This is a genomic window from Litoribacter ruber, from assembly GCF_018449405.1.
GTDB lineage: Bacteria > Bacteroidota > Bacteroidia > Cytophagales > Cyclobacteriaceae > Litoribacter > Litoribacter ruber.
This window is the reverse complement of sequence record NZ_JAHCMY010000023.1, coordinates 1-6522: the sequence shown is the minus strand read 5'-3', so window position 1 is coordinate 6522 and position 6522 is coordinate 1. Positions and strand designations below refer to the sequence as shown.

The window sequence follows — 6522 nt, the reverse complement described above, 5'->3', positions numbered from 1 at the left end:
AATGATGAGGTTTAACCTATATACGATTTTGACCTTACTGTCTTGGCTTTTTATCAATTGGCCATGTGAAGCCCAAGAGGGTACAGTAACTTCAGGAGGGGAGATTGCCGGCAATGGCGGGATAGTCAGTTTTACTGTTGGTCAAATTGATTTTATACATTTAAGTGAAAGCGGCGGAGATGTGCGGCAAGGTATTCAACAACCCATTTTGGCCAAAAAGGAAGTGGCTCCCTTAAAGCCCGTTGTGATGCATTTATATCCAAATCCAACCCGTGATTTCGTGTTTCTTAATATTTTACACACCGAGCTGATAAACCTGTCCTATGTGCTTACAGATCTGGCAGCCAAAACCTTGGAGGAGGGGATGATCCGTGAACACCAAACGAGGGTTGAAATGAAGTCCTATGCCAGTGCCGCATATTTTTTAACTGTGTATGAAAAAAAGAAACCTATAAAGACCTTTAAAATCATCTTAGTGAAATAGCGATGAAGAAAATTTTATTAACCATAGGCTTAGTACTGTTGTACCTTTCAGTATTTGGGCAATCACCCCAAACCATGAGTTATCAGGCGGTGATTAGAAATAGTAAGAATGAGCTAGTAGCAAATTCTACCGTTTCTATGCGGATCAGCATAATCCAAGGCTCTGAAATTGGGGAAGCCGTCTATATTGAAACACAGCGGATAAATACCAATCACAATGGGCTTTTATCCATAGCTATTGGAAACGGGTCAGTAGTAGAGGGGAATTTTGGGCAGATAGCGTGGGGTAGTGGTCCTTTCTTTTTAAAGTCCGAAACAGATGTAAATGGAGGGACCAATTATGATGTAATAGGCATTATCCAATTGATGAGTGTTCCTTATGCATTATACGCAGAGCAGACTGGACAAGCTTCATCGGTTCACTGGTTGAATATAATAGGAGGTCCGAGTATAGAAGATCTCAGAGGAGAGAAGGGGGACCCAGGGGTAGGTACCAATATAATTGGTTCGGTGGAAACCCAACACAGGTTACCTCAAGCTTATGAAGGTGAAATTGGAAATGTTTATTTGGTCAAGGACAGTGGTCATGGCTGGATGTGGGATGGAACAGAATTTATAGACGTAGGACTTATCCAAGGCCCTAAAGGAGAAACTGGACCACAGGGTTTGTCTGCTTTTGAAGTTTGGAAAGGAATAGATGAAAATTCCCAAAAAACATTTGATGATTATGTGGAAGCTTTGAAGGGGAAAGATGGTCTTTCGGCCTTTGAGCTCTGGCGAATGCAGTCAGGCAATTCCAACAAAGGGATAACTGATTTTTACAATAGCATGGTAGGGGAAAAAGGAGATCCTGGAGTAGGGACCCGCATAGTGGGCTCGTTGGCAACTGAGGAAGATCTCCAGCACAACTATCGAGGTGAGATTGGAGATGTGTTCGTAGCTCAAGATTCCGGATATGGCTGGATGTGGGATGGAGAGGGATTTATCAATGTGGGCCCAATCCGTGGCCCTCAGGGTGAAAGGGGAAAAGAGGGTTTTTCAGCATTTGAAGTCTGGACTCATATCCCAGGTAATGAGGAAAAGTCCTTGGATGAATACTTAATTGCCATTAAAGGAGACAAGGGGGATACTGGAGCGGGTACGAAGATAGTAGGAGTGGTGGAGACTGAAAAGGACCTGCCAATATTCCACTTCGGTGAAGTTGGAGACCTCTTTATGGTCTCCGAAACCGGGCATGCCTGGATGTGGGATGGTATAGGGTACGTTGATGTAGGGAATATTCGTGGACCCCAAGGTGAAAAAGGGGAGAAAGGCGAAGCCTTTGCTTTTGAGGATTTGACAGAGGCCCAGCGTGAAAGTTTAAGGGGAGCTCAGGGACTATCTGCATTTCAGGAATGGTCCCTGCTGCCTGGCAATGAGGAAAAGGGATTTGATGTATTTATCAGTGAACTGAGGGGAGAGGACGGGAAGTCCTTTGGATTTGAAGATTTTACTCCGGAGCAATTGGCCAGCTTACAGGGAGCTCCGGGAGAGGATGGTAAGGCTTTTAAATATGAGGATTTCACTTCCGAGCAGCTTGCCAGCTAGAGGGGCGCATCGGGTTTGTCGGCATTTGAGGAGTGGTCCCTGCTGCCTGGCAATGAGGGAAAGGGATTTGATGAATTTATCAGTGAACTGAGAGGAGAAGACGGGAAGTCCTTTGGTTTTGAAGATTTGACTCCCGAGCAGCTAGCCAGCTTGAGGGGCGCAGCGGGTTTTTCGGCATTTGAGGAGTGGTCCCAGCTGCCTGGCAATGAGGAAAAGGGATTTGATGAATTTATCAGTGAACTGAGAGGAGAAGACGGGAAGTCCTTTGGGTTTGAAGATTTTACTCCCGAGCAGCTAGCCAGCTTGAGGGGCGCATCGGGTTTTTCGGCATTTGAGGAGTGGTCCCTGCTGCCTGGCAATGAGGGAAAGGGATTTGATGAATTTATCAGTGAACTGAGAGGAGAAGACGGGAAGTCCTTTGGGGTTGAAGATTTTACTCCCGAGCAGCTAGCCAGCTTGAGGGGGGCATCGGGTTTGTCGGCATTTGAGGAGTGGTCCCTGCTGCCTGGCAATGAGGGAAAGGGATTTGATGAATTTATCAGTGAACTGAGAGGAGAAGACGGGAAGTCCTTTGGGGTTGAAGATTTTACTCCCGAGCAGCTAGCCAGCTTGAGGGGGGCATCGGGTTTGTCGGCATTTGAGGAGTGGTCCCTGCTGCCTGGCAATGAGGGAAAGGAATTTGATGTATTTATCAGTGAACTGAGGGGAGAGGACGGGAAGTCCTTTGGATTTGAAGGTTTTACTGCCGAGCAGCTTGCCAGCTGGAGGGGTGCATCGGGTTTGTCGGCATTTGAGGAGTGGTCCCTGCTGCCTGGCAATGAGGAAAAGGGATTTGATGTATTTATCAGTGGACTGAGAGGAGAGGACGGGAAGTCCTTTGGATTTGAAGGTTTTACTGCCGAGCAGCTTGCCAGCTGGAGGGGTGCATCGGGTTTGTCGGCATTTGAGGAGTGGTCCCTGCTGCCTGGCAATGAGGAAAAGGGATTTGATGTATTTATCAGTGGACTGAGAGGAGAGGACGGGAAGTCCTTTGGATTTGAAGATTTTACACCTGAACAATTGGCCAGCTTACAGGGAGCTCAGGGAGAGGATGGTAAGGCTTTTAAATATGAGGATTTCACTGCCGAGCAGCTAGCCAGCTTGAGGGGTGCATCGGGTTTTTCGGCTTATGAGGAGTGGTCCCTGCTGCCTGGCAATGAGGAAAAGGGATTTGATGTATTTATCAGTGGACTGAGAGGAGAGGACGGGAAGTCCTTTGGATTTGAAGATTTTACACCTGAACAATTGGCCAGCTTACAGGGAGCTCAGGGAGAGGATGGTAAGGCTTTTAAATATGAGGATTTCACTTCCGAGCAGCTTGCCAGCTTGAGGGGCGCATCGGGTTTGTCGGCTTTTGAGGAGTGGTCCCTGCTGCCTGGCAATGAGGAAAAGGGATTTTATGTTTTTATCAGTGAACTGAGGGGAGAGGACGGGAAGTCTTTTGTATTTGAAGATTTCACTGCCGAGCAGCTAGCCAGCTTGAGGGGTGCATCGGGTTTTTCGGCTTATGAGGAGTGGTCCCTGCGGCCTGGCAAGGAGGAAAAGGGATTTGAAGTATTTATCAGTGAATTAAGGGGAGAGAACGGGAAGTCCTTTGGATTTGAAGATTTTACTGCCGAGCAGCTTGCCAGCTTGAGGGGAGCATCGGGTTTTTCGGCTTATGAGGAGTGGTCCCTGCGGCCTGGCAAGGAGGAAAAGGGATTTGAAGTATTTATCAGTGAATTAAGGGGAGAGAACGGGAAGTCCTTTGGATTTGAAGATTTTACTGCCGAGCAGCTTGCCAGCTTGAGGGGTGCATCGGGATTTTCGGCTTATGAGGAGTGGTCCCTGCGGCCTGGCAAGGAGGAAAAGGGATTTGAAGTATTTATCAGTGAACTCAGGGGAGAGTACGGGAAGTCCTTGGGATTTGAAGAGTTTACTGCCGAGCAGCTCGCCAGCTTGAGGGGTGCATCGGGATTTTCGGCTTATGAGGAGTGGTCCCTGCTGCCTGGCAATGAGGAAAAGGGATTTGAAATATTTATCAGTGGACTGAGGGGAGAAGACGGGAAGTCTTTTGAATTTGAAGATTTTACTCCGGAGCAATTGACCAGCTTGAGGGGTGGAGATGGCTTATCAGCCTATGAGATCTGGAAGAGCTTAGGACATTTAGGGGGAGTGGAGGATTTTCTCAGGGATTTGAGGGGGGAAAGAGGAGTTGATGGCAATACAATTTTAAGTGGGGAATCCGATCCGGCATTAGAAGAAGGGTATGAAGGTGATTTTTTCATGAATGTAGAGTCACAAACCTTATATGGACCCAAGATGGAAAGCAGTTGGGGAGAAGGGATGTTGTTAAAGGGGGCCAACGGTATAGGGTTGGATTTTAGGGGTTCATTTGAAAATTTGGAATCTTATCTTGCCGCTGAAAATGAAGAAAGTCTAAACAAAGCTTATTATAATATTTCTGATAGGAAGTCCTATATTTTCAATGGACATGAATGGTTGATGTTTGCCCAGGATGGAAATTCCTCTGGGGGTGTCGGAGATGGTATTGAATTTAACGTAGATCGTAACATTACCCGGGAGGGACTGGCAGGATTTGGGATGAATCTAGGAGAGGGGAAAGATGTAGCAGGTTTTCTGGAGGCTTTCTTTTTCCCTAGGATCGCCGCAACGCCTCCAACCACAACTTTTACATCAAGCCAATTGAATTTCCCTTATTCGGTATGGAAAAACTGGCCGGATTTCCGGACGGAGGTTCAGTTTTCATGGACAGTTGCCAACACCAGTAAACAAAATGATTCCGATGATAAGGATATCGCCTCTATTAGGCTTTTATCCGGAGGATCTTTACTTGCTCAGGCCGAACCAGATAATTCAGGAATCAGCCAAAGTGGGGTTTTTGCCAATATAGAACTGAAAAAGCCCAATTCAGATCTTAAAACTGACTTTAGCCAAACTTATGTACTTGAAGTTAAGGATGAGGAACCAAATACCATAACCAAAAACCTCACCTTGAGATTATTGAAGGCGGTTCAGTTAACTTATCCCAATCCCAGCTTGCAACCAGCTACTACTCTGTATGAGTATAGCAATGAGGATATACCTATTAATGTGGCTTGGAATATTAACCCACAAGACGAGAAAATCACAGGATTAAAAGTTCATGGGGAGTCCATAACCAATATAACCAATTCGGGTAACAAGGAAGTCAAGCTGATTTCACCGGCAAACGGAGGAAGTGAATCCCAAAGCTTTACTCTAGAAGTAACTGGTGACATTTACGGGACCACCACAAAAAGTACAGCTTCCGTTTCATGGGCCGGAACCTTATACAGAGGATCATTTACCAGTTCGGTATCACCATGCAGCGATGGCTTCAGCATCAGTGATGACCAGATAAAAGCATTGTCAGATAAAAAGTTAGGAGGTACTTGGAAAGGTACAGCCGGATATGATTTCAGCTTTAACAGTTCTGGGCAATATGCAGTGTTTGCCTATCCCAATGATCAGACAAATCAAGTAGTAGAATACTATGATAATATTACGGGTCAATGGATAGCTTATCCCCCGCATCAACTAAAAGTCATAGATAGAGAAGGATTTGTAAACGCGAAGGGCTTTAGTGGGAAAAGTTATAAAATAGTGCTGGTTTGTGTAGAGTATGTCAGTTCAACCGCCAAAATTAGAATTAGGTAATATGAGAAAGATATTTTCGAACATAGGAAAGGGATTCATTTTTTCTCAAGGGGTATTGAAAAAGGTTTTTTTGGTACTCTTCCTTTTGGTGGTTTGCTCGCTTGACACTTTTGCCCAATTTGAGCAAGGGAATACACTTGTTCCTCTAGGAGCTTCAAGATGGCCTATCATTTATACGAACCATGCGAAGGGCGGGCACCATCAAGTAACGACAATTGAGGAAAGGAACCAAATCCCCTTATTAAGGCGTCAAGCCGGAATGTTAGTGACGGTGATGGATGATGGGACCGGTAAGTATAAAACATTCCAATTGATTAGCCAAGATACAACTAACGAGTTGGAGAATAATGACAACTGGGTTGAATTTGCTCCAGGAGGTGCAAATCCTGGAACAGGCTCTGGGCAGGATGGTAAATCTGCCTTTGAATTATGGTTAGAGGGTGGTAATCAAGGAACTGTTGATGATTTTTTCGCTTCGCTTAAAGGGGAGGAAGGAAAGTCGGCCTATCAGCTATGGTTGGATGCAGGGAATAGCGGTGATTTGGCTGCCTTTCTAATTGCAATTAAGGGCGAAATCGGACCAATAGGTCTTTCGGCCTATGAGGTCTGGTTATCCTTGCCTGAAAATGGGGGTCTCTCGATGGAAGACTATTTTCATAGTATCAAAGGGGACGCCGGGCTTTCGGCATATGATGTTTGGAAGGGTTTGGCAGGCAATGAGGGCAAGGATGAGGA

At 45.8% G+C, this 6522-nt stretch carries 4 protein-coding genes; all 4 read left to right on the top strand.

The genetic code is table 11. From position 1 onward, the window contains the following. The first annotated feature begins 1 nt into the window (after position 1). The gene (locus KI659_RS17895) at positions 2 to 484 is read left to right on the top strand and encodes a T9SS type A sorting domain-containing protein (protein ID WP_213946758.1); all 483 of its coding nucleotides are present in this window, start codon (positions 2 to 4) and stop codon (positions 482 to 484) included. Between the two features lie 2 nt (positions 485 to 486). Continuing rightward, on the top strand, positions 487 to 2070 hold the full coding sequence (locus KI659_RS17890) for a hypothetical protein (protein WP_213946757.1): 1584 nt from the start codon (positions 487 to 489) through the stop codon (positions 2068 to 2070). Between the two features lie 15 nt (positions 2071 to 2085). Further along, entirely contained in the window at positions 2086 to 5787 is a 3702-nt protein-coding gene (locus KI659_RS17885; protein ID WP_213946756.1) for a hypothetical protein, read from the top strand. A 1-nt stretch (position 5788) separates the two neighbouring features. Beyond that, positions 5789 to 6522 (top strand): hypothetical protein (locus KI659_RS17880; RefSeq protein ID WP_213946755.1); only part of this gene is annotated, 734 nt, incomplete at its 3' end.

Bases quoted from the DNA above. Each gene is read 5' to 3' on its own strand.
- KI659_RS17895 (WP_213946758.1), top strand. From the start codon at position 2: ATGATGAGGTTTAACCTATATACGATTTTGACCTTACTGTCTTGGCTT.
- KI659_RS17890 (WP_213946757.1), top strand. From the start codon at position 487: ATGAAGAAAATTTTATTAACCATAGGCTTAGTACTGTTGTACCTTTCA.